The sequence below is a fragment of the Streptomyces luteireticuli genome (assembly GCF_041519305.1).
GTDB classification, from domain to species: Bacteria; Actinomycetota; Actinomycetes; order Streptomycetales; family Streptomycetaceae; genus Streptomyces; species Streptomyces luteireticuli.
The window spans coordinates 3,457,095-3,479,305 of sequence record NZ_CP167927.1 but is presented as its reverse complement, the minus strand read 5'-3'; the positions used below and the strand labels follow the sequence as shown (position 1 = coordinate 3,479,305).

Below are 22,211 nucleotides of genomic sequence, written 5' to 3'. Positions count from 1 at the left end.
GGCAAGACGGGGGGAACCTCAGGGACGTTCCCCGAGTCGTCCGTGAGGGACCCGCGGAGACAATGGGCTTTCCCGAGGAGAGGGGACAGCGTGGACGGGTGGTACGGATGAGGCAGCCCCAGAACGACGCCGCGACCGGCTTCACCTACAGCGAGGCGGACGAGCTCAAGCGCCGCGGCGTACGCCGGATGAAGGCCATCGCCACCGGGCTCCTCCTCGCCGTCGCCCTCGTCTACGCCCTCGCCAAATGGGCGCAGTCGGCCGGCGCGGGCGCCTGGGCGGGCTATGTGGCGGCCGCCGCCGAGGCGGGCATGGTCGGCGCGCTCGCCGACTGGTTCGCGGTCACCGCGCTCTTCCGCCGGCCGATGGGCCTGCCCATCCCGCACACGGCGATCATCCCGACCAAGAAGGACCAGCTGGGCCAGAGCCTCGGCGAGTTCGTCGGGGAGAACTTCCTCTCCGGCGATGTCGTACGGCGCCGGCTGCGCACCGTCGGCATCGGTTCCCGCCTCGGCGCCTGGCTGGCGGAGCCCGAGCACGCCGACCGGGTGACGGCCGAGCTGGCGACCGCGCTGCGCGGCGCCCTGCGGGTGCTGCGCGACGCGGACGTCCAGGCCGTGGTCGGCGAGGCGATCACCCGTCGCGCGGACGCACAGGAGGTCGCGCCGGGCCTGGGCCGGATGCTGGACCGGATCGTCACCGACGGCGGCCACCGCAAGGTGGTGGACCTGGTGTGCGTCCGGGCCCACGACTGGCTGATCACGCACGGGGACTCGGTGATGCAGGCGGTCTCCGGCGGCGCCCCCGGCTGGACCCCGCGCTTCGTGGACCGCAAGGTCGGCGAGCGCGTCTACAAGGAGCTGCTGCGCTTCGTCACCGAGATGCGCGACATGCCCGACCACCCGGCGCGCGGCGCGGTGGACCGTTTCCTCGTGGACTTCGCCCGCGACCTCCAGTCCGACCCCGACACCCGCGCCCGCGTGGAACACCTGAAGTCGGAGGTCCTGGGCCGTGGCGAGGTCCAGGACCTGATCGCCTCGGCCTGGGCCTCCGTCCGCGCGATGGTGGTGGCCGCCGCCGAGGACGAACGCAGCGAACTGCGCATCCGCGCCCGGGCCGCGATCCTCTCGCTGGGTGCCCGGATGTCCTCGGACGAGAAGCTGCGGGCGAAGGTGGACGGCTGGCTGGAGGACGCGGCCGTGCACGTGGTGACGACGTACCGGGACGAGATCACGTCCCTGATCACCGAGACGGTGGCGGGCTGGGACGCGGAGCAGACGTCGCGGAAGATCGAGGCCCACATCGGCCGGGACCTGCAGTTCATCCGGATCAACGGCACGGTGGTGGGCGCGTTGGCGGGGTTGCTGATCTACACGGCGTCGCGCTTGGTGGGGGCATGAGGCAAACCGGCCTGTCCGGCGCTTGAGGACAGCAGGCCCCGGGGCGGAGCCCCGGAAGAAACGGTGAAAGGGCGGGGCGGGGAGAGACAAACCCCCAACCCCGGCAACCTATGGTTGCCCCCGTGCTGAAACGTCCCGCCCTCCTCTGGCTCCTGGCCCCCTACGTGCTCTACCTCGGAGCCCTCCCCCTGACGGACCGCGTCCACCCGACCGTCCTCGGCCTCCCCTTCCTCTTCTTCTGGTTCCTGCTGGCCACCCTCCTCACCCCCGTGGCCGTCCTGATGACCCGCCGGGCGGACCGCAAGCGAGGCCGCGCATGAGCGCGAACTCCACCGTCGCGACCGCCGTCTTCGCCGCATTCATGCTCCTGACCGTCGCCCTCGGCCTCCTCGCCGTCCGGGGCCGGGGCGCCGGCGGCGGCATCACCGAGTGGTCGGTGGGCGGACGCAGCCTCGGCACGGTGATGATCTGGGTGCTGATGGCCGGCGAGGGCTACACCAGCTTCAGCTACCTCGGCGCGGCCGGCTGGGGCTACAACTTCGGCGCCCCCGTCCTCTACGTCATCGCCTACCTCTCCTGCGGCTATGCGATCGGCTACGTCGTCGGCCCGACCCTCTGGTCGTACGCCCGCGAGCACGGCCTCGTCTCGATCACCGACATGGTCGCCCACCGCTACAACCGCCCCTGGCTCGGCGCCCTCGTCGCGGTCCTCGCCACGGTCTGCCTGCTGCCCTACATCCAGCTCCAGATCACCGGCATGGGGGTCGTCGTCTCGACCATCTCCTACGGCGCGATCAGCCTCAACTGGGCCTATTTCATCGCCTTCGCGGTCACCACGGCCTTCGTCGTGGTCAGCGGGCTGCGCGGCAGCGCCTGGGTCTCGGTCCTCAAGGACGTGCTCGTCATCGGCACGCTCGCGTTCCTCGCGATCTACATCCCCGCGCACTACTTCGACGGCTACGGCCCCTTCCTCGACCGGCTGGTGGCCGAGAAGCCGCAGTGGCTCACCCTCAGCGGACACGGCGGCAGCGGCCTGGGCGGCACTTGGTTCGCGACCACGAGCTTCCTCAACTCGCTCACCGTCGTCATCTTCCCGACCACCGTGGCCGGTTACCTCGGCGCGCGCAGCGCCGACGCCCTGCGGCGCAACGCGGTGCTGCTGCCGGTCTACAACGTGCTGCTGTTCGTGCCCATGCTGCTGGGCCTGGCCGCGCTCTTCGTCGTCCCCGGGCTGACCGGCGCGGGCTCCAACCTGGCCCTGTTCAAGCTGGTCGTGGACTCGCTCCCGGCGTGGCTGGTCGGCCTCGTGGGCGTGGCGGCGGCGCTCTCGTCCATCGTCCCCATGGCCGTGTTCATGCTGGTCATCGGCACGATGTGGGGCAAGAGCGTGCTCGGCCTCGTCCCCGCGCTGGACGGCCGTCCCCGGCGGCAGCGGTTCGCCGCGCAGACCGTGGTCGTGGCGGCGGGCGCCCTGGCCCTCGCCCTGACGTACGCCGCCCCCAACACGCTCGTCCGGCTCTCCCTCATCTCCTACGAGGGCATGGCCCAGCTCGTCCCCATGATCCTTCTGGGCCTGGTGTGGCGGAAGTTGACGCTATGGGGCGCGTTGAGCGGTCTCGTCGTCGGCGGCGCACTCGTCTGCGCACTGGTCTTCACCGAGCACGACCCGGTGTGGGGCGTGAACGCGGGCGCGCTGGCCCTCGGAGTGAACCTCGTGGTCGCGCTCGCGGTGTCCCTGCTGGGCCCGAAGCCGGTGGACGACCGGCCGGACGCCGAGGTGTTGGCCAATGATCCGCACCCGGAGGAGACGGCTGTCAGTGGTGCCGTCTAGTATCGGGAACGACTGAACGAACGAGTGTGGGGAGGGGAGCATGGTCAACAACGTCCTGCGGACGCACATCGCCGTGCTCCTCGCCGTCCTCACCGAACTGCTGCTCGTCCAGAGCGGCATGCCGAGCCTGCTCGCCGGCGCGGTCGCCGTCGCCTCGACGGCGGCCATGGGAGCGGCGCTGACGCTGTGCGCCGCGCTCTCCACCGCCGTCCGCACGGGCCCGCTCCCCCCGACGCGCATACGCACCGCGATACGCGACCGGGAGCTGCGCACCGCCTTCCTCGCCCAGCGCGATCCCGACGGGCGGGGCCGCCGTCGGCCCCGGGCGCCCGGCCGCCCCCTCCCGACGGCCGCGTAGGCGCTCTCCTTCTCCCCATCGAGCTGCCTCGCGGCTCGTCACGCCGATACCGCATTCCGGATTCCGGCACGACGAGACCCCGTGGAGGGCTCAACCATGTCCCTTTTCGCACCCCTTGGCGCACTTCTCTCCTACCTGGCCGACGCACTCGACCCCGTCTTCGGCGCCTCGGCGACGGCTGCCGCGATCGTGGTCCTCACCCTGTGCGTACGCCTCGCCCTGCATCCCCTCGCCCGGTCCGCCGCCCGGGGCGAGCGGGCCAGGTCCGCCCTTGCGCCGCAGATGGCCGAACTGCGGCGCAAGCACGGGAAGAACCCCGAGAAGCTGCAGCGCGCGACGGCCGAGCTCTACAAGAAGGCGGGGGTGTCCCCCGTGGCGGGCTGTCTGCCCACGCTCGCCCAACTGCCCGTCTTCTATGTGATGTACCACCTGTTCTCCACCGGATCCGGCGGCGACCTGCTCGACCACACCCTGCTCGGCGCCCCGCTCGGCGGCCGCTGGGCCGATGCGCTCGGATCCGGCGGCCCGCTGGGTGCCCACGGCCTCGTCTACCTCGGTCTGTTCGCGATCGTCGCGGCGGTCGCCACCTGGACGTACCGGCGCACCCGCAAGGCGGCGGCCGCCGCGCCGCCCGCGGACGGCGGGCAGCAGCTGCCGGGCCTGGCGGCGGTGGCCCGGATCGCCCCGTTGATGTCCTTCGCCACGCTGATCACGGTCGCGGTCGTGCCGCTCGCGGCAGGGCTGTACGTGGTGACGACGACCCTGTGGTCGGCGGTGGAACGCGCGTACCTCCACCGCACTCCGGCCGAACTCCGGGAAGGCGAGCGGGTTTCGGCCCTGTCCTGACCGTTCCGGGCACCGGCCGGACGCCGTCCATAGACCGAAACGGCTCTTGCCGATCACCCCCGGGTTCTTGGACGATCAATCAGTTGCGCCGACTTTCCGGAGGGTGGTTGTACCGATGAAGCTGCTCCGAGTCGGCCCGGCGGGGGCGGAACGCCCGGCACTGCTGGACGAGGAGGGCGTCCTGCGCGACCTCTCCTCCCTTGTCCCCGACGTGGACGGCGCCCTCTTCGGCGACGCGTCCGTCCTCGACCGCGTCCGGGCCGCCGTCGGTGCGCGCATCCTGCCCCGGCTCGACCCGGCGGGCCTGCGCACCGGCCCGCCGGTCGCCCGCATCGGCAAGATCGTCTGCGTGGGCCTCAACTACCACGGCCACGTGGCGGAACTGGGCGCCCGCACCCCCGCCGAACCCGCCCTCTTCCTCAAGGCCCCGGACACGGTCGTCGGCCCCGAGGACACCGTGCTCATCCCGCCCGGCAGTCGCAAGACCGACTGGGAGGCCGAGCTCGCCGTCGTCCTCGGCCGCACCGCGCGTCGGCTGGAGACCGACGAGGAGGCCCTCGCCTGCGTCGCCGGCTACACCATCAGCAACGATGTGTCCGAACGCGCGTACCAGCTCGAACGCGGTGGCCAGTGGGACAAGGGCAAGAACTGCGAGACGTTCAACCCCCTCGGCCCCTGGCTCGTCACCGCCGACGAGATCCCCGACCCCCAGGCGCTCGCCATCCGCACCCGGGTCAACGGCGAGACGGTGCAGCACGCGAGCACCGCCGACCAGATCTTTCCCGTCGCTCATCTCGTGCGCTATATCAGCCAGTTCATGACGCTCTACCCTGGAGATGTCATCAACACCGGCACCCCGGCGGGTGTGGCCCTCGGCAGACCCGAGCCCAAGCCCTACCTCCGCCCCGGCGACGTCGTCGAACTCGAGATCGACGGTCTGGGCGGCCAGCGTCAGCAGTTCAAGGACGGGTAGCCGGGAGCCCGCACGACGGTGATCCGGTGCGTTCGGGGGAACGGGCGCGTGTGCTGCCCGAGGGGGTCGGTTCCCGTGTGCTTATTTTCGGACATGCGGCACAGTATTCGCCGGGCCCGGCTCAGGGCCCGCCCCACGGCCAGGGCGACCCTGGCCGCGACCGCGACGGTCCTGGTGACGGCGGTCAGCGGCGCGCTGCTGCTCTGCGCCTTCACCGCCTCCGGCTCGCCCGACGACCGCGCCGCCGCGGCGCGATGCGCGGCGGGTGCGCCGGGGGCGTGCGTCGGCGGCGCCCCGGCCGGCTCCGACACCGATTGGGCGGCTGCCGCCCCCACGGCCCTCCCGACGGACCCGTCGGCCCGCGCCCGCTACCCGATCACCGTCGCGCCGCTGACGGCGGTCCGCTCGTCCGACGACGGCGTCCCGCGGCACAGCGGTCCGCCGATGGACGGGAACATGGCCGTGGGCGGGGGGCTGGTGCTGCTGGGGTCGGGGCTGGCGCTGGGGGTGCTGTACCGGTCGCGGGTGGAGGGGTAACCCCCGCTTCGGGGAAGCAGCACAAAGGTCTACGTAAGGAGTGCTCCGGTCCACAAACCCTTCCCTGGCAGCGTGTTGGAATCGATTGAGGCGGTTTTCGCCGGAAATGACGGAGCGGTTCGCTCCCCAGGGCCGCCGGAGAACGCTGCCGCGACAAGAGATTCGCAGACCTCGCCATCGCGAGGCAGGGAAGGGAAACTTCCACGTGACGCGTGATAATTCGCCCAAGCACCGGCGCCGGACGACCGTCGGCAGAAGGACCGCGTTCATCGCGGCCACGGTCCTCGCGGCCGTGGTGGGCACGACGGCGGCCACTACGGCGGAGGCCGTGGCCGCGCCGGTGACCGCCCAGGACGGCGACCCCGCCGGCGCGGCCGCCGAGCAGCGCCGTGGCGCACGGCAGCTCAAGCCCGGCGCCTTCTTCACCCCCATAGGCCTGACGGCGAAGCTGCCCGCCAAGCCGTCACCGGGCGCGGAGCAGCAGCGGCTGAAGTCCACGCTGAAACTGAGCAGTGCGCAGAGCACCGGCCTGTACCTGCCGCCGCAGAAGCGGTCGGCCGTCATCATCGACGACACTCCGGAGAGCCGGGCCGGAAAGGTGAAGCTGCACATCGGCGTCCCGGGCGCCAAGGGGGACGGGGGCGAGCAGCGCGTCATCACCCTGGAGCCGGGCAGCAACATCCTTCGCGACGGGCCCGGCGGCATGCTCTACCTCTCCGTCGAGGGAGGCTCGTCCGCCTCGATCACCTTGGAAACCCTCGGAATAGCGGAGGCCCCGCGCTTCGTGCTCGGCAGGACGAGCAACGAGGAGTTCCGCAAGATGCTCGACAGGCCCACCAACGTCCCGTGGGTCGAGTACGTCAGCGAGCGGACCGTCCTGACGGTGGACCGGGCCACGGCGCTGAAGTACCGCGACCAGGACCAGAAGCGGCTGATGGAGTCCTACGAGACGATCACCCGCGTCCAGGACGCCGTCAACAACGTCGGGGACGGGAAGACCCGGCCCAGCCCGCTGGTCCAGCACATCACCCTGGACAGCCAGAAGACGGGGGCCACGGACGGACAGGTGGCCTTCGATCCCGCCTACGCCGACGTCCTCCTCTCCCCGGGCAAGCTTGCCCAACGCCTTGGCCCGATCAGCTCGTCGCACGACAAGCGGACTTGGGAGGTCTGGAAGGAGTTGGGCCGTCACCGTCAGCTCGCGCCCCTGGGCGGCGACGGGCTCGGCGAGGCCACCGCGAGCCTCTATGCCACCGCCGTCGAGCGGCACTTCAGCCTCGGCGGAGGGTTCACCGCCGGCATCACTTCGAAGCTCAGCCGGACGCTGGCCGGCCTCCGCAAGGCGGACCCGTCCTCGGTGGACGTGCAGCGGGCCGTCATGTTCGACCAGCTCAGGCTCGCCTACGGCCCGGACTTCTGGCCCAAGGTCAATGATCTGGCCGGCAGGGACAAGCCCAAGCACCCGCGAGGCGCCCAGGACAACCTCATCCTGATGACCAGCGTCATCGCGGGTGAGGACCTGCGGGACTTCTTCGCGAAATCGAAGATGTTCCCGAGCAAGGACGCCGCCAAGGTCCTGGACAAGCTCGATCTCCGCACGCCCAAGCACGATCCGTCCGCCTTCGAGAACGGCAGGCCCAAGGACGGGCGCGTTGTGGGGCTCGGCGAGTAGGCCGGAGCTCCGAGCTCGCCGCCCCGGACGGTGTACCCGCCGCCGGGGCGGCGGTGGTTCGCGCTTCACCGATTCCGCAGGGGCTGCACCCCTTCGTAACCCGCCAGGGCGGTGGTGAAGGCCGTCCAGGCGGACGGGGGGACGAGGCAGGCGCCTCTGGCACGGGATTTGCTGTCCCGTATGGCTATTCGGCCGTCGGCCGTGTGGAGTGTTTCGACACAGGCGCCTCCCGTGTCATTGCTGTACGAGGACTTGCGCCACTGTGACACGGTGAGTGCCCTTCCCTACCCACGCTCGAGTTCATCAGCCATGGATGTGATCAGCTCGACGGATTGCTGCGTCGAGAGCGCCGATGCCCGGAGACCGTCGATCGCCTTCATGTACTTGGCGACGGAGTCATCCTCCTGCAAGCACAAGGAGCCGTCCAGGGATTCGACCAGTACGACATCGAGGTCCAGAGGGTCGGGATAGGAAAAGAGAGTGAAGGATCCGCAGGTGTCGGTGAAGGCAGTCTGGGTGAAGGGGATCACCCGGATTGTCATGTGCGGTGGCCTGTTCACCGCTGCCAAGTGCCGCAGTTGTGAGGCCAGTACCTCGGCGCCACCGTATCGCTGGTGCAGCACCGCTTCCGGGATGAGGGCCAGATATTGCAGGGGCGGATCGCCGCACGCGAAGATCCTCTGCCGTTCCATCCGGAGGTCCACATAGAATTCGACTTCTTCGTGCGCCAATTGTGCGGTGAGTCCGTCGATGAGAACTCTGGCGTAGTCGCGGGTTTGCAGGAGCCCGGGAACCACTTGCGTGTGGAAGGCCGTGATCCGGGCCGCGTCCGACTCCAGGACGAGCACTTCGGAGAGGCCGGGCGAAATCATCGCGCTGTGCCGACGCCACCAACTCCGTTGGTTTCCCTCCGACGCCAGGGCCACCAGTTGCTTCCGCAGGGCGGAGTCATCGATCCGGTACAGGTCGAACAGAGTGTTCAGCTCCAGCCGTGTGATGCGGTGCCGACCCGTCTCGATCCTGCTGATCTTGGTGTTGTCGCAGTGGACGGCGCTCGCCGCCCCCGTCATCGTGACGCCGGCCGCCTCCCGCGCGGCGCGGAGTGCCGCACCCAACCTGCGTCGCCGCGCGGTGCGTTGTGCCTGCGTGCCCACAAGGCCCCCTGTTCCCGGACTGTGCGCCGATCTTTCCGGACTTCCGTGCCGGGCGCCACCTGAACCCGTAGACCTGCAAAATGCAGCTCTGCGCATTGGAGTTTGAAATCCCTTTCCGGGATGGTCCATTGTGAAGGCATGTACAGAAGCGGGGTGTTCGTGGTCGATGTACGGGAGAACCGGCTCGTACAGGTCATCGGAAACACCGGTGACCGCGTGCAGGTACGCAGACCCGGCGGCGGGCTCGAATGGGAAGTGCCGCCGGACGTCCTGCGGTTGGCCTCGCGCGAGGAGCGCAACGAGGCCGGGCTCCGCCCGTATCAGACCGGGTGCGAGCGGTGCGCCGAGCTCGAAGCCGCGCGGCGCCTCGCCGCATCCGGCGACGACCTTCGCGTATCCAGGAACGCCACTGCCGAAGCCCTCACCCACTGGGTGATGGAGCACTGTCTGCGCAAGGACAAGGGGACGTCATGATGAACCAGTGCCGCCACATGGACGGTTGGGACTCGGACCGGGGCGAGAACCGCTGCCGCACATGCGGGACCCGCCGCTTCACGGACTACGGCGCCCTGCGGCCGAGGGAGTTGCCGCCGGTCGTGAAACGTCCGCTGCACGACCGCATCCGCGCCGACCGCGCCGCCGCGATCGTGATCTCGCGGACCGTGCGGCACATCAGTCGCTGGGGGCGCAGCGATGCCGAGTTCGGCTGGACGGCTGCCTGACCCGGCAGAATAGCGGGCATGGATGCGAAGGACGACGGTTGGGGCGAGTGCGTCAGGATCGCCGACGTCGTCATCGGCCGGGAACGGGGTCTCGCCGACGGGCGCTACTTCCGTGAACGGTCGGCCCGGTACGGGACTTGGGGGATTCCTCCGGTGACGGGGGATGCCCTCGTCCGCATCCTGATCGTGCTTGCAGTCCGGCAGCAACAGCCGCACGGCGGCCGGGCACTGCTCGTGGAGGCCGAGCGGGCGCTCGGTTCATGTCAGACGTATGAGCTCTTCGCCGGCGTGCCGGCGGATGTCGGCGGTGCCGACCGGGTGCGGATCGACGCCCTGCGGCTGCTGTCCTACAGCGGTTCCCCGGTCACCCTCGAACGTCTGGTGGGCGAGGCCCGGCAGGTCCTGCGCCGAGTCGTCGTCGAACTGTGAGCCGCATCACGTTGCCGTATGTCAATCCGGAGCCATAGCTTCCGGATAAGGGTCGCAAGACGAAGTCTTGGGGCCGCTACCCCCCCACCCCAGGAGTGCCGCCATGCGTCCGTCCACCCTCCTGAGAACCGGCCTCGGCCTGAGCACGGCCATAGCCATCCTGTCCGCGACCGTCCTGCCGGCCTACGCCGCGAGCGACGCACCGGCCGCCACGCCGCAGGTAGTGCAGATATCCAAGGACTCCAAGGGCTCCAAGGACACGGCGAGCGTCGGCTGGCTGACCGACGCCGAGCGCAAGGCTCTTGCGCCCTTCGTGAGTTACGCCAACGGCAGCTACAGCCTCGACGCCAAGGGCGCCCAGGCCGCGGGCATCGGCCAGAAGGCCATCGACGCGGTCAGGACCGCCACCGAACGTCTCGACGCGCTCGTCGGCAAGGGCCTCGCCGTCAGCAAGGACAGCGAGGGCGTGGTCGTCGATGCCGCCACGGCGATCGCTCCGCGCAGCGCGGAGACCCAGCTGACGCAGGGCATCAGCGTCAAGGTGACCTGGTTCGGGCTGCTGATCCACCTGGATCCGTTCGTCACCGGCAAGGTCCAGGCCGGGGTGGACATCACCAAGGACCTCGTCCAGGTCGTGACGAGCGTGGTCACCCTCGCGTCCCTGGGCAGCCTGCTCCCGGCCACCATGCTCGTCGCCGCGCTGACGGACCTGGGCTCGAAGGTCGTCTCCTTCTGCACCACGCGCAAGGGCGAGCTGTACGTCTACGTCACCTGGGCGGGCGTCCCGGTGTGCAATCCGTTCGCCTGATCCCGAGCAGCATCGCGAGATCCCGCTCCCCCTCGGCGAGTTCGCGGTAGCCCCACGAGCGGTACGCCGCTCGTGCGGGCGCCGCCTCGCGGTCGACGGTGAGCACACAGCGCTCCGCTCCGGAGCCGGCGAGGAGCGCGTCGTGCAGCCGACGGGCGATGCCGCGCCCGCGCCAGGGCGCGCGGACCGCGAGCTCCAGCAGGGCGAACGTGCCCGGCAGCGGTACGGCGCCCGCCGGCAGCAGGCCGTACCAGAGGATCTCCGCGTCGAGAGGGCGGCCCAGGGCCATCCCGACCGGTTCGCCGGAGGCGGTCCGTGCGAGCGCGGCGCGGAAGCCGGGGCGGCGGGCCTCCGTCCTGAACCGGCGGAAGGTCAGGGCGACTTCGGCTTCGCCCTCCCCGTACGGCGGCTCGGCGAACGCCTCGGCGTAGACGAGCCGGAAGGCGTCCTCGGCCGCCGTGGCACCGGCGCCGTCCATCGTCTCGACGGTGACGACCGCGCCGCTCACAGAACTATGGTCCGTCCCTCCGCCGCCGACCGCTTCGCAGCCTCCAGCACCCGCAAGGTCGCCGCCGCCTCCGCCGCCGTGACCGGCGGCTGCCCGCCGTCACGCAGGGCGCGGGCGATGGCCGCGTAGTACGCGGGGTAGTCGCCGGGCAGCGTGGGCACCGGTTCGCCGCCGCCGGTCAGCGGGGACTCGCCCGCGCCGAGGCGGCCCCAGGCGGGCTGCGGTTCGGTGCCCCAGGGGCCCTCTCCCGGGCGCAGGCCCTCGCGGAGGGCGGCCTCCTGGGGGTCGAGGCCGTATTTGACGTAGCCCGCGTCGCTGCCCAGCACCCGGAAGCGCGGGCCGAGTTGGGAGGTGACGGCGCTCATCCAGAGATGGGAGCGGACGCCGTTCGCGTGCCCGAGGGCGATGAAGGTGTCGTCGTCCGCCTCGGCGCCCGGGCGGCGCGCGTCCGCCTCGGCGTAGACGGTCTCGGCGGGGCCGAAGAGGGCGAGGGCCTGGTCGACCAGGTGGCTGCCCAGGTCGTAGAGGATCCCGCCGACCTCGGCGGGGTCGCCGGACTCGCGCCAGCCGCCCTTGAGGTGCGGACGCCAGCGCTCGAAGCGGGACTCGAAGCGCAGGACGCGGCCGAGGGTCCCGTCCTCGGCCAGCTTCCGGACGGTGCGGAAGTCGCCGTCCCAGCGGCGGTTCTGGAACGGGCTCAGCAGCAGCCCGCGTTCGTCGGCGAGCGCGGCCAGCTCCTCCGCCTCGGCAGCGGTCGCCGCGAGCGGCTTGTCGACGACGACCGGCAGTCCGGACTCCAGCGCGCGGCGGGCGAGCGGGACGTGCGTGCGGTTGGGGGAGGCGACGACGACCAGGTCGAGTTCACCGGCGTCGGCGCGGGCGAAGAGCTCGTCCGCGGTGGCGGCGGTCCGGGCCCCCGGGTGCTCGGTGCGGACCTGGTGCTGCCGGTCGGGGTTGGCGGTGACGACCGTGTCGAGGGCGAGGTCCGCGGTGGCGGCGATCAGCGGGGCGTGGAAGAACGAGCCCGCGGTGCCGTAGCCGATGAGGCCCACGCGGAGGGGAGTGCCGGAAGTGCCAGGGGGGCCTGGGGTGCCTGGGGTGCCTGGGGTGCCGTCCATGACTGCCACTCTGGCACACCGGGGGAGGCGTAACGGAGCCGGGGAGTCCGGGCGGGCTCTCACTCGTCCGAGGGAACGGATTGCGCCATTCCGCACTGTTGCCGGGAAAACGCGTTGTTCCTGGCGTGATGCACCTTTCGCGAAGAAGAACCGCCATGAGATCCGCTCTGGTCGCCGTGCCCGCCGCCGTGCTGCTCGTCCTCCTCACCCCCTCCCCGGCCGACGCCGTCCAGCACGGCATCAGCCGGACGTTCACGGTTCCCACGGCCCGGACCGCCACCCACACGATCTACTGCCCGGGCCGTGAGCATGTGCACAGCGGCGGGGCGCAGATCAGCCCGCCCGGCAAGTACTACATGCGGAGCACGCACCCGACGGCGGACCGGAAGGGGTGGGCGGTGACCACCGCTCCGCTCCCCGGGACCCAGGGAGGACGCACGGTCACCCTTTACGCCCTGTGCGCCTGAGCCGGGGTTCCGCCCAATGGGCGGAATCCGGCGGCCGGCCGGGGGACTTCCCGTCGTGTCCGCCGCGCTCCGGCGGCGGGACGGGGATGTTCCCGGCGAAGCGGATTTCCGCGAACCGGTGTCCCGGCCGGTGTCCCGACCCGCAAAGGTTCCACGATGCTGCTGTCCCGTGCGCTGCGGATCACCGTCGTCGGTGCGTTCGCCGTCTGTGCCGTCGGGTTCGGTCCTGCCTCCGCCTCCGCCGGTGACCGGCCGGGGTGCGGCGACCCGGGCAGCCGGGACTTCCCGGTCGTCTCACGGCTGAGCGGCGGCCCGGCCGTCTACGAGCGCGGCGCCGACGCCCCCGCCTGGGAGCTGGACCTGCGCAACGACACCGGCACCGGGTGCCGGGCCGTGCACCCCGTCGTTGTCCTGTCCGACCAGGCCCGCGCGCTCCGGCCGCAGGATGTCCGGATGGAGTTCTACGACCGTGAGGGCGCGCGCTGGCGGCCGGTGCGCTTCGAGCGGACGGAGGAGGCGGAGAACGTCGGTGTTTTTGAAGGGCGTTCGCCTTCGCCGGAGTTCCGTGGTTTCGATGTTCCCGCGCACCGGACGGTTGTCGTGCCGGTGCGCCTGGGGTTCGCCGACGGGGCGCCCGAGGGGCCCGTCACCGCCAATGTGGCGGCGGTGCAGCGGCGGGGGGCGGATGGGGCGTGGGTGGGGGAGTCGGAGGACTACACGTTCACCGTCGGGTCGGCGGCGGTGCCGCCCGCCACCCCGGGGCCGACTCCGCGGGCGAGCCTGCCGGACGGGCAGCAGCCCGGTCCGCCGGTTCTCGCCGACACGGGGGCCGGTTCGCGGGCCGTGGATCCCGTGCTGGTCGTCCTGCTTGCCCTCGGGTGTGTGGGGGGTGGGGTGGGGCTGGTGTTGTGGGCGCGGCGGATGCGGCGTTGAGGTGGGAGGGGGATTTGCCCCTGGCCCGCCCTTTCACCGTTTCTTTGCGCTCCGCGCGGGTGTCCTCAAACGCCGGACGGGCTGGTTTGGGGCTGCGCCCCTGACCCCGAAGCACCCTTCGGGTGCTGTCCTCAAACTCCCCGGAGGGGGCAACCCCCAGACGGGCTGATTTGGCGGACGGCCGAAGGGGGCGGGGCGGGACGGGGTCTGGAGAGGGCGTGACGCGTTATTTGCGGCCATGGACAACGGCACCCATTCGTAGGGCCCGCACGGCCGTAAATAATGCAGCCCCGGAAGACCCCGTCCCGCCCCGCCCCCGACCCCCACCGACCCGCACCGCCCCTGCGAGGATCGCCCCGTGGATCACTCGTACAGCACCCCCGGCGCCCCCCACCGCGACGGCGTTCCCGAGCACGGCCGGGTGCCCAAGTACTACGCGGTCAAGACGCACATCACCGCCCTCCTCGACGAGCTCGGCCAGGGCGGGCTCCTGCCCACCGAGCGGGATCTCGCCGTCCGCTTCGGCGTCGCGCGCGAGACCGTCCGTCAGGCCCTGCGCGAACTGCTGCTGGAGGGGCGGCTGCAACGGATGGGGCGGGGGACCGTTGTCGCCGGGCCCAAGCTGGAGCAGCCGCTGGCGCTGGCCAGTTACACCGAGGGCGTGCGCCGTCAGGGCCGCCGGCCGGGCCGTTCGCTGATCGGGCTCGACCGCTTCCCGTGTCCGGAGGCGCTCGCGCCCGACGTGGGGGCGCGGGCCGGGGAGCCCGTCTGGCACATGGAGCGGGTGCTGCTCGCGGACGACGAGCGGGTCGGGCTGGAGAGCACCTACGTCGCGGTGGCCCGAGTACCGCGGCTGGACGAGGAGTTCGAGCCCGACTCGTCCTTCTACGGCTATCTCCGCGAGCGGCTCGGCGTCCAGTTCGGCGACGCGGACGAGCGGCTGGAGACCGTGCTCGCCACGCCGCGCGAGGCGCTGCTCGTCGGGACGCCCCCGGCGCTGCCGATGCTGCTGATCCACCGGGTGTCGCGGGACACGGACGGCAGGCCGCTGGAGCGGGTGCGCTCGCTCTACCGCGGGGACCGGTTCTCGTTTACCGCACACCTCCGGGGGTAGGTAACGGAAACGTAACGGGTCTAGTCCAAGTTTGGGGGGCGGTTCACCACGTGGTAGTCGGCCGTCCCCCGCGCCGTCATCTGCCCCGAGGAGCGTTCCGGACATGCGAGTCATCGTCGTCGGAGCCGGCGTGCTGGGAACCCTGCACGCCTGGCACGCAGTCCAACGCGGCCACGAGGTCGTGCACATCGAGCGCGAGGCCGAGGCGCGGGGCGCCTCCGTGCGCAACTTCGGCCTCGTCTGGGTCGGCGGCCGGGCCGCCGGGGAGGAGCTGGAAACCGCCCTCCGGGCCAGAGAGCTGTGGGAGGGGATCGGCGCCCGCGTCCCGGGCCTCGGGTTCCGTGCCAACGGATCGCTGACGGTCGTCACCGACGAGGCCGAGCTGGCCGTCGCCCGCGCCGCGGCCGCCCGCCCGGACGCGGCCGCGCGCGGCTACGAGCTCCTCGACGCCGAGGAGACCCGCCGCCGCAACCCCGCGCTGCGCGGCGAGCTCCTCGGCGCCCTGTGGTGCGGCCGCGACGCCGCCGTCGAACCCCGCGTCGCCCAGCGGGCGTTGCGCGAGGCGCTGGCCGCCTCCGGCCGCTACACCTTCCTCGGCGGACGCGAGGTCCGTGACGTCGTCGGCGAGCACGCCGTCCGCGACGACCACGGCGACGTCCACACCGGCGACGCCGTCGTCCTGTGCACCGGCGCCTGGCTCGGCGGCCTCGTCCGCGAGCTGGCGCCGCAACTCCCCATACGGCGCGTCCGGTTGCAGATGATGCAGACAGCGCCACTGGACGAGCCGCTGCCGACCTCCGTAGCGGACGCCGACAGCTTCCGCTACTACCCCGCCTACCGCTCCCCGGAGCTGGACGCCCTCGCCGCCGCCCGGCCGCAGCCGCCCGTCGCCGCCGAGCACAGGATGCAGCTGCTGATGGTCCAACGGGCCGACGGCGGGCTGACGATCGGCGACACCCACGAGTACGGGATCCCGTTCGCCTTCGACGTGGACGAGGACCCGTACGCCCATCTGACGACCGTCGCCGAGTCGATCCTCGGCCGCCGGCTGCCGCCCGTCCGGCGCCGCTGGGCCGGGGTGTACGCGCAGTGCCTGGAGGCCGGGAAGGTCGTGCACCGCGAGCGGGTGCGCGAGGGCGTCTGGCTGGTGACCGGGCCCGGCGGGCGCGGCATGACCTGTTCCCCGGCCATCGCCGAGGCGACCGCCGACGCGCTGGGATGGTGAGGCGACGCATGGAGAGCATCAAGCTGGTCGTCCTCGACATGGCCGGGACGACCGTCGCCGACGACGGACTCGTCGAGCGGGCCTTCGCCGAGGCGGCGGCAGAAACGCTGGGCACGGCGGCGTACGAGGAGCAACTCGCCTACGTCCGCGCCACGATGGGCGAATCCAAGATCTCCGTCTTCCGCCATCTGAGCGGCGGCGACGAGGCCCTGGCCCGGCGCGCCAACGCCGCCTTCGAGGCGGCCTACGCACGGCTGGTCGACGCCGGTCACTGCGCCCCCCTGCCCGGCGCGCGGGAGGCGATCGAGCGGCTGCGCGGCGAGGGCCGGACCGTGGCCCTCACCACCGGTTTCGCCCGTGTCACCCAGGACGCGATCCTCGCCGCCCTCGGCTGGGACGACGGCCTCGTCGACCTCGCCCTGTGCCCCGCCGACGCGGGCGGCCGCGGGCGGCCGTACCCCGACATGGCCCTCACCGCCCTGCTGCGCACGCACGCCGCGGACGGCGTCGGCGGCATCGCGGTCGTGGGCGACACGTCGTACGACATGGTCAGCGGGCGGCGGTCCGGGGCCCCGGTCGTGGCCGGTGTCCTGACCGGGGCGCACGGCGCGGAGGCGCTGCGCGCGGCGGGCGCGACGGTGGTGCTGGACTCCGTCGCCCAACTCCCGGACGCCATCGCCGCGTACGAGGCCGGACCGTGACCGGCATACGCTTCGACTCCGTCTCCGTCGCCTACGACGGCACCACCGTCCTCGACTCCCTCGACCTCACCGTCGAACCCGGCGAGGTCGTCGCCCTCCTCGGACCCTCCGGCTCCGGCAAGACCACCGCCCTGCGGGCCGTCGCCGGCTTCGTCCGGCCGTCCTCCGGGCGGGTGTTCATCGACGGCCGCGACGTCACCGGGCTCGCGCCGCACCGGCGGGGCGTGGGGATGGTCGTCCAGCAGTACGCGCTCTTCCCCCACCTGCGGGTCGACGCCAACGTGGCGTTCGGGCTGAAGGCCCGCCGCACCCCGCGGGCGACGGTCGCCGAACGGGTCGCCGAGGCGCTGGAGATGACCGGCATGTCCGCCTACGCCCGGCGCTACCCGCGCGAGCTGTCGGGCGGGCAGCAGCAGCGCGTCGCGATCGCGCGGGCGCTGGCGATCCGGCCGGGGGTGCTGCTCCTGGACGAGCCGCTCTCCGCGCTGGACGCGCGCCTGCGCTCCGACATGCTCGCCGAACTCGCCCGGCTGCACCGCGAACTGCCCGCCGTCTCCATGCTGTACGTCACCCACGACCAGGCCGAGGCCCTGACACTGGCCGACCGCATCGCGGTCATGGACCGCGCGCGGCTGCGCGACTGCGGCACGCCGCGGGAGCTCTACCGCAGTCCGCGCACGGAGTTCACGGCGTCGTTCGTGGGCAGCGCGAACCTGCTGCCGGTGACGGTGGCCGACGGGGGCGGCGTCTCCTTCGCGGGCACGCCCCTGTCCGTACCGGGTGTACCAGGCGTACCCGGCGTACCGGGCGGCCTTCCCGGCGGAGCGGCGACGCTGTGCGTCCGCCCGCACATGGTCGGTCTCGGCGACGGACCGAACGCGCTGCGCGGCACGGTGTCCGAGGTGCAGTGGCGGGGCGCGACGCACCGGGTGTACGCGGAGGTGTCCGGCCACCGCGTGTGCGCGGACGTGCTCGAACTGCGCGAGCCGCCGGCGCCCGGTGCGCCGGTGACGCTGCACTTCGCGCCGGAGGACGCGGTGCTGCTGCCGGCGGGGGCGGGCCATGCGTAGCCGTCGTGGGGCGGGGTCCCTTGTGCCCTGGGCCCTGGCCCTGCCCCCGGTCGCCGTCCTCGGACTGTTCTTCCTCTATCCGCTCGGCCTCGTCGTCCGGGAGTCCCTCGGCGGCGACGGAGGGACGACCACCGCCGCGTACGGGCAGGTCTTCGCGCAGGACGCCTTCCGGGACGCCCTCGGCAACACCGTCCTCATCGCCGTCGGCGCCACCGCCGGGGCCCTGGTCCTCGGCTTCGTGCTCGCGCTCGTGATCGCGTTCGTGCCCTTCCCGGGAGGCCGGGCGGTCGGGCGGTTCGTCGACGTCTTCCTCTCCTTCCCCTCCTTCCTCATCACGCTCGCGCTGCTCTTCGTCTACGGCCGGGCCGGCATGGCCAACGGCCTCTGGACGGACGTCACCGGCGACGCGTCCGGCCCGTTCGACTTCCTGCACACCCGGTGGGGCGTCCTGCTCGCCGAGGTCACCTACTTCACGCCGTTCGTGATGCGGCCGCTGCTCGCCGCGTTCTCGCAGCTGGAGACGGCCCAGTTGGAGGTGGCCGCGTCGCTCGGGGCGAAGGCGCCGCGGATCGTGCGGCGGGTGATCCTGCCCGAGGCGCTGCCCGTGCTCGCCGCGGGCGGGTCGCTGGTGCTGGTGATGTGCCTGAACGAGTTCGGGATCGTGCTGTTCACCGGCGCGAAGGACGTCACCACGCTGCCGGTGCTGATCTACAGCAGGGCGATCCTCGACGGCGACTGGATCGCCGCCTGTGTCGTCGCGGTGGTCAACATCGCGCTGTCGGGCGGACTCTACGCCCTCTACAGAACCGTCCTGACCAGAGGAGGACTCCGCCGTGCTCGTGCATAGCCGCACCGCCCGCCGCCTGGTCCACGCCGCGTTCCTCGTCCTCTTCCTGCCCGTGTTCGCGCTCCCGTTCCTGGTGATCGTCGCGGCCTCGTTCGCCACCTCCTGGAGCGGAGCCTTCCCCTCCGGTGCGACGCTCGCCCACTACCGCGACGTCGTCCACGGCGACGCCCCGGAGGCCCTGGCCACGAGCCTGCTCACCGCCCTCGCCGCGAGCGTCCTCGCCCTCGTCGCGGGGACGTGGTCCGCGCTGGCCGCCGCCCGGCTCGGCCCGCGCGGACGACGGCTGGTGGACGGCCTGTTCATGCTGCCCGTGGCCGTCCCGTCGGTCGTCGTCGGGCTGTCCCTGCTCGTCGCCTTCTCCCGGCCGCCCCTGCCGCTCAACGGCACGCCGCAGATCGTGGTCGTCGCCCACGCCGTCCTGGTGACGGCCTTCGCCCACCAGTCGGTCACGGCCGCGCTGGCCCGCCTCGACCCCGCGTACGAACAGGCCGCCGCGAGCCTGGGCGCGTCCCCCGCGTACGTGCTGCGGCGGGTGCGCCTCCCGCTGCTGCTGCCCTCCCTCGGCGCCGCGGGCGGGCTCTGCTTCGCCCTGTCCATGGGCGAGTTGAGCGCCACGATGATGCTCTACCCGCCCGACTGGCTGCCGCTGCCGGTCAAGATCTTCGGCGCCACCGACCGCGGCGCCCTCTTCGCGGGCGCGGCCCTCGCCGTCGTCCTGATGACCGCGACGCTGCTGGTGCTGCTCGCCGTCTCCCGGGTGCGCACCCGCGCCTCGTACCGCTGAAGTCCGCCCGCTGAAGTCCGCCGCTTTCACCGAGGAGTTCCCCCCGTCATGTCCCGCATCCGCACCGGAGGCGTCGCGCTGCTCGCCGCCGCTCTCCTCGCCCCGCTCACCGCCTGCGGCACCACCGGCGGATCCGATGCGAAGGAGGTCACCGTCTACAGCGCCGACGGCCTCAAGTCCGAGAACGGGTCCGGCTTCTACGACCGCGTCTTCCGCGACTTCGAGAAGAGGACCGGCATCAAGGTCAAGTACGTCGAGGGCGGCTCCGGCGAGGTGGTGCAGCGCCTGGCCCGGGAGCGGAGCAACACCAAGGCGGACGTGGTCGTCACCCTGCCGCCGTTCATCCAGCAGGCCGACGGGAAAGGCCTGTTGGCGGAGTACCGGCCCAAGGACTGGGACAAGGTCGCCTCCGGCGACAAGGACCCGCACGGCAAGTGGACCTCCGTCGTCAACAACTACTTCTGCTTCATCTACAACACGAAGGAGCTGAAGTCCCCGCCGAAGACCTGGAACGACCTGCTGGACGACCGCTTCAAGGGCAGGCTCCAGTACTCCACCCCCGGCGTCGCGGGCGACGGAACGGCCGTCCTGATCAAGGCGATGCAGGACTTCGGCGGCAAGGACGCCGCGATGGAGTATCTGAAGAAGCTCCAGAAGAACAACGTCGGCCCGTCCTCCTCCACCGGCCAGCTCGCCCCGCGCACCGACAAGGGCGAACTCCTGGTGGCCAACGGCGACGTCCAGATGAACTTCGCCGACATGGCGTCCATGCCGAACCAGGGGATCTTCTTCCCCGCGGCCGACGGCAGGAAGCCCAGCACGTTCGCCCTGCCCTACGCGGCCGGGCTGGTCAAGAGCGCGCCGCACGCCGACAACGCCCGCAGACTCCTCGACCACTTGCTCTCCGCCGAGGTACAGCAGCAGGTCTCCTCGGTGGCCGGCGGCTTCACGGTCCGTACGGACGTGAGGGCGACCGACAAGAACGCGAAGGCCCTCACGGACATCATGCAGGGGACCGAGGTGTTCCACCCGGACTGGGCGGACATCGACCGCAACCTCACCTCGTACGTCGACGCCTGGAAGAGCGCCACCGGAAGCTGACTAGGCTGTGAGGTGCCGGGGCGGCGGGCGAGCCCTGCCGTCCCGGTTCATTTCGATGTCCCCGGTCCCCGAAGACACCGTCCGGGGCACAGCACGGCAGGAGTTCCGCACGTGGCAGAGCGCAAGCCCATCGAATCCTGGCTCACCGACATGGACGGTGTGCTGATGCACGAAGGCATTCCGGTGCCCGGGGCGGACGCCTTCGTCAAGAAGCTCCGCGAGTCCGGCCGGCCCTTCCTCGTGCTGACCAACAACTCCATCTACACCGCGCGCGACCTGCACGCCCGCCTGCAGCGGATCGGCCTGGACGTCCCCGCCGCCAACATCTGGACCTCGGCCCTGGCCACCGCCCAGTTCCTGGACGACCAGCGCCCCGGCGGCACCGCGTACGTCATCGGCGAGGCCGGGCTCACCACCGCGCTGCACGACGTCGGCTACGTCCTCACCGACGCCGACCCCGACTACGTCGTCCTGGGCGAGACGCGGACCTACTCCTTCGAGGCGCTCACCAAGGCCATCCGGCTGATCAACAACGGCGCCCGGTTCATCGCCACCAACCCCGACGAGACCGGCCCGTCCGCCGAGGGCGCCCTGCCCGCCACCGGCTCGGTCGCCGCCCTGATCACCAAGGCGACCGGACGCGAGCCCTACTTCGTCGGCAAGCCGAACCCGCTGATGATGCGCTCCGGACTCAACATGATCGGCGCCCACTCGGAGACCAGCGCCATGATCGGCGACCGGATGGACACCGACGTCCTCGCCGGGCTGGAGGCGGGCATGGAGACCTTCCTGGTGCTCACCGGGCTGACCCGGCCCGACGAGATCGACCGCTTCCCCTTCCGCCCGTCCAGGGTCGTCGACTCCATCGCGGACCTCGTCGACCTGGTGTGACCCGTACGGACGGCACGCGCATCCGGTCCGTCACCGATTGGAGTAACGGGCGGACGGAGCGGATGCGCCGCACGTCCCCGCCGGGTGAACCTCTGAGGTGTCAGGAGGTTCACCATGGTTTCAGTCCGCTCCGCACTCTGCGGTGCGCTGACGGCGGTCGCCGTCGGTGCCGCCCCTGTCCATGCCCTCGACGATCCCCCGACGGCCCGGACGGTGGAGCTCGTTCCCGTCACCAGCAGGCCCGGAGCCGACGTGCAGGTGCGCGTCTCCGGCTGTACCGGCGATCGCGCCACGGCCGTCTCGGAGGCGTTCGTGACCGATGCCCGGCTCGCCCGCGACACCACCGGCCACTTCGCCGAGGCCACTGTCCGCTCCACGACGTCCGCCGGCACATACCCCGTCCGCGTCAACTGCGACGGCCGCGAGTCGGTCGCCGAGGGCGTGCTGACCGTCGTGCCCGACGCGGTGCCCGACGGCCGGGACGGCCACGCCGCCCTCACCGGGCGGGAACACGAGCACGACCACGAGCACGGCCAGGAACACGACCACGAGCACGGCCTGCCCGTCGCCCCCGTACCGGCGGGCGGCGGCGGCACCGCGCCGTCCGCCGTCGCGAGTACGCCCGGCACCCCCGGGCTCGTCCTCGGCGGCGCCGGTGTCGTGATCGCCGGCGCCCTGATCTGGTACCGCCGCCGCACCGAGCCCGGACGCCGGTGAGCGGC

The 22,211-nt window shown here is 71.9% G+C and carries 27 protein-coding genes; 23 read left to right on the top strand and 4 right to left on the bottom strand.

Features of this window, described 5'->3' with window-relative positions; all coding sequences use genetic code 11:
• Positions 1–107 precede the first annotated feature (107 nt).
• From AB8735_RS15330 to AB8735_RS15295, 8 genes are all read left to right on the top strand, one after another.
• A complete protein-coding gene (locus AB8735_RS15330) occupies positions 108–1,400 on the top strand; it encodes a DUF445 domain-containing protein (protein ID WP_372407898.1) in 1,293 nt (430 codons plus the stop codon).
• 110 nt (positions 1,401–1,510) lie between these two features.
• The gene (locus tag AB8735_RS15325; RefSeq protein ID WP_344030358.1) at positions 1,511–1,720 is read left to right on the top strand and encodes a DUF3311 domain-containing protein; all 210 of its coding nucleotides are present in this window, start codon (positions 1,511–1,513) and stop codon (positions 1,718–1,720) included.
• Positions 1,717–3,231, top strand: coding sequence for a sodium:solute symporter (locus tag AB8735_RS15320; RefSeq protein ID WP_372407896.1), 1,515 nt, complete (start codon positions 1,717–1,719; stop codon positions 3,229–3,231). Before AB8735_RS15325 ends, AB8735_RS15320 begins: the two co-directional genes overlap by 4 nt.
• Positions 3,232–3,271: 40 nt before the next feature.
• The gene (locus tag AB8735_RS15315; protein WP_344030353.1) at positions 3,272–3,589 is read left to right on the top strand and encodes a DUF6412 domain-containing protein; all 318 of its coding nucleotides are present in this window, start codon (positions 3,272–3,274) and stop codon (positions 3,587–3,589) included.
• A 96-nt stretch (positions 3,590–3,685) separates the two neighbouring features.
• The gene (locus AB8735_RS15310; RefSeq protein ID WP_344030350.1) at positions 3,686–4,435 is read left to right on the top strand and encodes a YidC/Oxa1 family membrane protein insertase; all 750 of its coding nucleotides are present in this window, start codon (positions 3,686–3,688) and stop codon (positions 4,433–4,435) included.
• Positions 4,436–4,550: 115 nt separating this feature from the next.
• On the top strand, positions 4,551–5,408 hold the full coding sequence (locus AB8735_RS15305; protein WP_372407894.1) for a fumarylacetoacetate hydrolase family protein: 858 nt from the start codon (positions 4,551–4,553) through the stop codon (positions 5,406–5,408).
• A gap of 93 nt (positions 5,409–5,501) precedes the next feature.
• On the top strand, positions 5,502–5,945 hold the full coding sequence (locus tag AB8735_RS15300) for a hypothetical protein (RefSeq protein ID WP_344030344.1): 444 nt from the start codon (positions 5,502–5,504) through the stop codon (positions 5,943–5,945).
• 205 nt (positions 5,946–6,150) lie between these two features.
• Positions 6,151–7,617, top strand: coding sequence for a M60 family metallopeptidase (locus tag AB8735_RS15295; protein ID WP_372407891.1), 1,467 nt, complete (start codon positions 6,151–6,153; stop codon positions 7,615–7,617).
• A 65-nt stretch (positions 7,618–7,682) separates the two neighbouring features.
• Here AB8735_RS15295 and AB8735_RS15290 read toward each other — a convergent pair whose 3' ends face one another.
• Together AB8735_RS15290 and AB8735_RS15285 are read right to left on the bottom strand one after the other, a co-directional pair.
• Entirely contained in the window at positions 7,683–7,886 is a 204-nt protein-coding gene (locus AB8735_RS15290) for a DUF397 domain-containing protein (protein WP_344030339.1), read from the bottom strand.
• A 15-nt stretch (positions 7,887–7,901) separates the two neighbouring features.
• Positions 7,902–8,771 carry a DUF5753 domain-containing protein gene (locus AB8735_RS15285; protein ID WP_344030336.1) on the bottom strand — a complete coding sequence of 290 codons (870 nt, stop codon included), beginning with the start codon at positions 8,769–8,771 and terminating at the stop codon, positions 7,902–7,904.
• 138 nt (positions 8,772–8,909) lie between these two features.
• Here AB8735_RS15285 and AB8735_RS15280 point away from each other — a divergent pair, with 138 nt between their 5' ends.
• From AB8735_RS15280 to AB8735_RS15265, 4 genes are all read left to right on the top strand, one after another.
• Entirely contained in the window at positions 8,910–9,245 is a 336-nt protein-coding gene (locus tag AB8735_RS15280; RefSeq protein ID WP_344030333.1) for a hypothetical protein, read from the top strand.
• Positions 9,242–9,493, top strand: coding sequence for a DUF6255 family natural product biosynthesis protein (locus tag AB8735_RS15275; RefSeq protein ID WP_372407890.1), 252 nt, complete (start codon positions 9,242–9,244; stop codon positions 9,491–9,493). The genes AB8735_RS15280 and AB8735_RS15275 overlap by 4 nt, the downstream gene beginning before the upstream one ends.
• Before the next feature lie 18 nt (positions 9,494–9,511).
• Positions 9,512–9,922, top strand: a complete 411-nt coding sequence (locus tag AB8735_RS15270) for a hypothetical protein (protein WP_372407887.1) — start codon at positions 9,512–9,514, stop codon at positions 9,920–9,922.
• Positions 9,923–10,025: 103 nt separating this feature from the next.
• Positions 10,026–10,730, top strand: coding sequence for a hypothetical protein (locus AB8735_RS15265; RefSeq protein ID WP_372407886.1), 705 nt, complete (start codon positions 10,026–10,028; stop codon positions 10,728–10,730).
• Here AB8735_RS15265 and AB8735_RS15260 read toward each other — a convergent pair.
• Positions 10,690–11,238, bottom strand: coding sequence for a GNAT family N-acetyltransferase (locus AB8735_RS15260; RefSeq protein ID WP_372407884.1), 549 nt, complete (start codon positions 11,236–11,238; stop codon positions 10,690–10,692). The two genes, AB8735_RS15265 and AB8735_RS15260, sit on opposite strands and share 41 nt — an antisense overlap.
• Entirely contained in the window at positions 11,235–12,356 is a 1,122-nt protein-coding gene (locus tag AB8735_RS15255; RefSeq protein ID WP_372407883.1) for a Gfo/Idh/MocA family oxidoreductase, read from the bottom strand. Before AB8735_RS15255 ends, AB8735_RS15260 begins: the two co-directional genes overlap by 4 nt.
• A gap of 155 nt (positions 12,357–12,511) precedes the next feature.
• On the opposite strand from AB8735_RS15255, the gene AB8735_RS15250 reads away from it, so the two are divergent.
• The 11 genes from AB8735_RS15250 to AB8735_RS15200 all read left to right on the top strand — a co-directional run bounded on the left by AB8735_RS15250 (position 12,512) and on the right by AB8735_RS15200 (position 22,206).
• Positions 12,512–12,823, top strand: coding sequence for a hypothetical protein (locus AB8735_RS15250; protein WP_344030300.1), 312 nt, complete (start codon positions 12,512–12,514; stop codon positions 12,821–12,823).
• Positions 12,824–12,979: 156 nt separating this feature from the next.
• Positions 12,980–13,756, top strand: a complete 777-nt coding sequence (locus AB8735_RS15245; RefSeq protein ID WP_372407881.1) for a hypothetical protein — start codon at positions 12,980–12,982, stop codon at positions 13,754–13,756.
• Positions 13,757–14,114: 358 nt separating this feature from the next.
• The gene (locus AB8735_RS15240) at positions 14,115–14,870 is read left to right on the top strand and encodes a GntR family transcriptional regulator (RefSeq protein ID WP_372407880.1); all 756 of its coding nucleotides are present in this window, start codon (positions 14,115–14,117) and stop codon (positions 14,868–14,870) included.
• A 103-nt stretch (positions 14,871–14,973) separates the two neighbouring features.
• Positions 14,974–16,095, top strand: a complete 1,122-nt coding sequence (locus AB8735_RS15235; protein WP_372407878.1) for a TIGR03364 family FAD-dependent oxidoreductase — start codon at positions 14,974–14,976, stop codon at positions 16,093–16,095.
• Between the two features lie 8 nt (positions 16,096–16,103).
• The gene (locus tag AB8735_RS15230; RefSeq protein ID WP_372407876.1) at positions 16,104–16,796 is read left to right on the top strand and encodes a phosphonatase-like hydrolase; all 693 of its coding nucleotides are present in this window, start codon (positions 16,104–16,106) and stop codon (positions 16,794–16,796) included.
• Positions 16,793–17,866: an ABC transporter ATP-binding protein gene (locus AB8735_RS15225; RefSeq protein WP_372407874.1), complete on the top strand. Its 1,074-nt coding sequence runs from the start codon at positions 16,793–16,795 to the stop codon at positions 17,864–17,866. Before AB8735_RS15230 ends, AB8735_RS15225 begins: the two co-directional genes overlap by 4 nt.
• Positions 17,859–18,713, top strand: coding sequence for a 2-aminoethylphosphonate ABC transporter permease subunit (locus tag AB8735_RS15220; protein WP_372407872.1), 855 nt, complete (start codon positions 17,859–17,861; stop codon positions 18,711–18,713). The genes AB8735_RS15225 and AB8735_RS15220 overlap by 8 nt, the downstream gene beginning before the upstream one ends.
• Positions 18,700–19,497: an ABC transporter permease gene (locus tag AB8735_RS15215; RefSeq protein ID WP_372407871.1), complete on the top strand. Its 798-nt coding sequence runs from the start codon at positions 18,700–18,702 to the stop codon at positions 19,495–19,497. Before AB8735_RS15220 ends, AB8735_RS15215 begins: the two co-directional genes overlap by 14 nt.
• A 48-nt stretch (positions 19,498–19,545) precedes the next feature.
• Positions 19,546–20,598, top strand: coding sequence for a 2-aminoethylphosphonate ABC transporter substrate-binding protein (locus tag AB8735_RS15210; protein WP_372407869.1), 1,053 nt, complete (start codon positions 19,546–19,548; stop codon positions 20,596–20,598).
• A 111-nt stretch (positions 20,599–20,709) separates the two neighbouring features.
• Positions 20,710–21,489, top strand: a complete 780-nt coding sequence (locus AB8735_RS15205) for an HAD-IIA family hydrolase (protein ID WP_344030270.1) — start codon at positions 20,710–20,712, stop codon at positions 21,487–21,489.
• Between the two features lie 114 nt (positions 21,490–21,603).
• On the top strand, positions 21,604–22,206 hold the full coding sequence (locus tag AB8735_RS15200; RefSeq protein WP_344030267.1) for a hypothetical protein: 603 nt from the start codon (positions 21,604–21,606) through the stop codon (positions 22,204–22,206).
• Positions 22,207–22,211 lie beyond the last annotated feature (5 nt).

What these genes read in the sequence shown, in the direction of transcription:
- AB8735_RS15330 (WP_372407898.1), top strand. Translation starts at nt 108, where the DNA reads ATGAGGCAGCCCCAGAACGACGCCGCGACCGGCTTCACCTACAGCGAG.
- AB8735_RS15325 (WP_344030358.1), top strand. Translation starts at nt 1,511, where the DNA reads ATGGTTGCCCCCGTGCTGAAACGTCCCGCCCTCCTCTGGCTCCTGGCC.
- AB8735_RS15320 (WP_372407896.1), top strand. Translation starts at nt 1,717, where the DNA reads ATGAGCGCGAACTCCACCGTCGCGACCGCCGTCTTCGCCGCATTCATG.
- AB8735_RS15315 (WP_344030353.1), top strand. Translation starts at nt 3,272, where the DNA reads ATGGTCAACAACGTCCTGCGGACGCACATCGCCGTGCTCCTCGCCGTC.
- AB8735_RS15310 (WP_344030350.1), top strand. Translation starts at nt 3,686, where the DNA reads ATGTCCCTTTTCGCACCCCTTGGCGCACTTCTCTCCTACCTGGCCGAC.
- AB8735_RS15305 (WP_372407894.1), top strand. Translation starts at nt 4,551, where the DNA reads ATGAAGCTGCTCCGAGTCGGCCCGGCGGGGGCGGAACGCCCGGCACTG.
- AB8735_RS15300 (WP_344030344.1), top strand. Translation starts at nt 5,502, where the DNA reads ATGCGGCACAGTATTCGCCGGGCCCGGCTCAGGGCCCGCCCCACGGCC.
- AB8735_RS15280 (WP_344030333.1), top strand. Translation starts at nt 8,910, where the DNA reads ATGTACAGAAGCGGGGTGTTCGTGGTCGATGTACGGGAGAACCGGCTC.
- AB8735_RS15275 (WP_372407890.1), top strand. Translation starts at nt 9,242, where the DNA reads ATGATGAACCAGTGCCGCCACATGGACGGTTGGGACTCGGACCGGGGC.
- AB8735_RS15270 (WP_372407887.1), top strand. Translation starts at nt 9,512, where the DNA reads ATGGATGCGAAGGACGACGGTTGGGGCGAGTGCGTCAGGATCGCCGAC.
- AB8735_RS15265 (WP_372407886.1), top strand. Translation starts at nt 10,026, where the DNA reads ATGCGTCCGTCCACCCTCCTGAGAACCGGCCTCGGCCTGAGCACGGCC.
- AB8735_RS15255 (WP_372407883.1), bottom strand. Translation starts at nt 12,356, where the DNA reads ATGGACGGCACCCCAGGCACCCCAGGCACCCCAGGCCCCCCTGGCACT.
- AB8735_RS15250 (WP_344030300.1), top strand. Translation starts at nt 12,512, where the DNA reads ATGAGATCCGCTCTGGTCGCCGTGCCCGCCGCCGTGCTGCTCGTCCTC.
- AB8735_RS15245 (WP_372407881.1), top strand. Translation starts at nt 12,980, where the DNA reads ATGCTGCTGTCCCGTGCGCTGCGGATCACCGTCGTCGGTGCGTTCGCC.
- AB8735_RS15235 (WP_372407878.1), top strand. Translation starts at nt 14,974, where the DNA reads ATGCGAGTCATCGTCGTCGGAGCCGGCGTGCTGGGAACCCTGCACGCC.
- AB8735_RS15230 (WP_372407876.1), top strand. Translation starts at nt 16,104, where the DNA reads ATGGAGAGCATCAAGCTGGTCGTCCTCGACATGGCCGGGACGACCGTC.
- AB8735_RS15220 (WP_372407872.1), top strand. Translation starts at nt 17,859, where the DNA reads ATGCGTAGCCGTCGTGGGGCGGGGTCCCTTGTGCCCTGGGCCCTGGCC.
- AB8735_RS15210 (WP_372407869.1), top strand. Translation starts at nt 19,546, where the DNA reads ATGTCCCGCATCCGCACCGGAGGCGTCGCGCTGCTCGCCGCCGCTCTC.
- AB8735_RS15200 (WP_344030267.1), top strand. Translation starts at nt 21,604, where the DNA reads ATGGTTTCAGTCCGCTCCGCACTCTGCGGTGCGCTGACGGCGGTCGCC.